Source organism: Thermoplasmata archaeon (assembly GCA_035632695.1).
Lineage (GTDB): Archaea > Thermoplasmatota > Thermoplasmata > RBG-16-68-12 > RBG-16-68-12 > RBG-16-68-12.
Genome location: DASQGG010000136.1, coordinates 1 through 2,213 on the forward strand (window position 1 = coordinate 1; position 2,213 = coordinate 2,213).

4 protein-coding genes are annotated in these 2,213 nt (G+C 66.6%); 2 read left to right on the top strand and 2 right to left on the bottom strand.

Annotated elements, in window-relative coordinates; translation table 11 throughout:
- Nucleotides 1–55: 55 nt before the first annotated feature.
- Both VEY12_08785 and VEY12_08790 read right to left on the bottom strand, forming a co-directional pair.
- Nucleotides 56–280, bottom strand: coding sequence for a hypothetical protein (locus VEY12_08785; GenBank protein ID HYM40220.1), 225 nt, complete (start codon nt 278–280; stop codon nt 56–58).
- 84 nt (nt 281–364) lie between these two features.
- On the bottom strand, nt 365–880 hold the full coding sequence (locus VEY12_08790; protein HYM40221.1) for a DUF367 family protein: 516 nt from the start codon (nt 878–880) through the stop codon (nt 365–367).
- A 221-nt stretch (nt 881–1,101) separates the two neighbouring features.
- Here VEY12_08790 and VEY12_08795 point away from each other — a divergent pair, with 221 nt between their 5' ends.
- Entirely contained in the window at nt 1,102–1,575 is a 474-nt protein-coding gene (locus VEY12_08795; protein HYM40222.1) for an RDD family protein, read from the top strand.
- A gap of 32 nt (nt 1,576–1,607) precedes the next feature.
- A complete protein-coding gene (locus VEY12_08800) occupies nt 1,608–1,883 on the top strand; it encodes a DUF3303 family protein (protein HYM40223.1) in 276 nt (91 codons plus the stop codon).
- Nucleotides 1,884–2,213: the final 330 nt, after the last annotated feature.

Consider the following 2,213-nt stretch of genomic DNA (forward strand, 5'->3'; position numbering starts at 1 on the left):
CGGACCTGCTCCCGCCGGATTTCAAGTGAGTTCCCAGCCGCCTCGTCCGGCGTGGCTAGCGCGCCGCGGTGCCCGGCTTCCGAAAGGCATGGATCGCCAGAAATACGACGAGCCCGAGGATGATGCTCAACGCTCCCAGTCCGAAGAGGGCCCAGAAGGCCATCCAAACGAGGCCGGCGAGGACGAGGACCACGACTCCGACCACGATCACGACGGCGGCCAGGTACGCGAGGAGCCTGAGGCCAACGGCCCAACGGCTCGGACGGGACGGGGGCAGCATCTCTCCACCGCCAGCCCGGATGGGAGTCCTCGGGATACAAGCCTTCCGGCAAGACCGTACGTATGCGAGGGCCCTCCGGCCCGGTCACACGAACTGGGCCTGGGCCGCGACGACGCCGGAGCTGTCCCGGGCGGCCCGGTAGGCCTCGAGGGGCTCGCGGTTCAGCAGGAGGAACTGCCCGCCCCACGCGAACTTGGCGAGCAGGGCTTGGGCCTGATCCTCCTCGCCCAGGATGATCAGCGCCGCGGCCAGCGCTTCCACGCTCGAGAGGATGAACGGCTTGCCGTAGTTCACCGGATTCGCCGCGAGCAGGTACGGCAGCGCGCGCCCCGTGGCATTGCGGACCGCAGGGAATGCGGCAAGCTTCTCCGTCACCTTCCAGCTCAGGTCGAGGACGGAGAGGCCGTGGTGCCGGGCCCGCGGCGCATCGGCGGGGGAGAGCGCACGTTCTGCCGCGGGGGTCAGCAGGATCGTGCCTCCCGGGAGCGAGGTCGGCCGCGGCACGAACGTCAAGAGGCCCAAGCGCTCGAGCTTGCGGGAGGTGCACTTCTTGGGGTCGCACTGTCCCGCGTGGTACGCGTACAGGCGGATTGCGGGCACGGGTACGCCATCCCGGCGGAGGGCGATAAGCGTGGCGGCGGGTCGCAAAGCCTATGGCCGTCCCGCGCCTTCCTCGGGCCGCCACCGTGATGAGGAAACCGACGCTGACCCATGATGAATGATGGGCGATCTGAGTGGCCCTCCGCTTTGTCAACCGCCGTCCCGCGGCGGGATGAACTTATTTATAGCGAGAGGACCGATGGAATCGCCGGGATGCACCCATGGTGACGGGATTCGATCTCATCGGCCACAACCGGACGTTTCAGGTGCACTGGGCGAAACGGGTCGTCGCCTTCGTGATCGACATCCTCTTCGTCTTCGCACCCCTCTGGACCTTCCTCTACTTCAACGGCGAACGGGCCGCGTGGGTCTACGGCATCCTGGGCGGCGTGGCGCTCTACACGTATTCCGTCGTCGGCGAGGCGATCTTCCGGACCACGTGCGGGAAGTACATCGCGGGCCTCGAGGTGCGTCCCCTCCGCGGGCCGATGACCTTCGCCAAGGCGGCCGTGCGGAACATCCCCAAGGTGTTCTGGTTCCTCTTCCCGTTCCTGGACACGATCGCGGGCATGCTCGCGGAGGGCGACCCGCGGCAGCGGTGGTCCGACCATGTGCTCGGGACCACGGTGGCCCAGTCCCACCTGATTCGGGTCAAGGTCCACCGCCTCGCCCCGTCCCGAAGCGGCGCGCGATAGCCGTCGACGCACGATTATATAGCGAGGCCCGGATGCCTTCGCCGCGTGAGCCCATGCTCTTCGTGGCGCAGATCAAGGTGATGCCCGGCCAACTCGAGGAAGCGACCCGACTCTTCAAGCACCCCAAGCTTCCCAACAACGTGATGGTGCACGAGTTCCTCGCCCTGCTCGGCAAGCCGGACGCCATGGTCATTTTCGAGGCCCAGGATGCCGTCACGGCGGCGGACTTCGTGACCCAGTTCGGCCACGTGGCCGAGACAAACACCTCGCTCGCGCTCCCCGTCGAGGAGCTCAAGTGGACCTCCTGAGGCCGTTCGGGGATCGGATTCGGCGTTGGCCCGGCAAGCGGACCCAGCCCCGGCGAAAGGCTTCGAATCAGTTATCCTAGTCGAAGGACTGGGGCTTGAGGCGACGTGCCGAGCAAGCGTCCTACACACCGGACGGATTGGAGAAAAGGAGAAATGAAATGGAAAGGGGAGGGCCGGCTGGCCCTCGTGCTAGGTGCTCACGCCTGCCACGCCTGGGTCTGGATCTGCGACCCGTCAGAGTAGAGCAGGTAGAACGTCTCGGACGTTGCCGATGGCTGTGCGCTCGCGAAGGTGACGGTGAACGAATCGCCTCCCTTCACGGTACCCGTT

What these genes read in the sequence shown, in the direction of transcription:
- VEY12_08785 (HYM40220.1), bottom strand. Translation starts at nt 280, where the DNA reads ATGCTGCCCCCGTCCCGTCCGAGCCGTTGGGCCGTTGGCCTCAGGCTC.
- VEY12_08795 (HYM40222.1), top strand. Translation starts at nt 1,102, where the DNA reads ATGGTGACGGGATTCGATCTCATCGGCCACAACCGGACGTTTCAGGTG.
- VEY12_08800 (HYM40223.1), top strand. Translation starts at nt 1,608, where the DNA reads ATGCCTTCGCCGCGTGAGCCCATGCTCTTCGTGGCGCAGATCAAGGTG.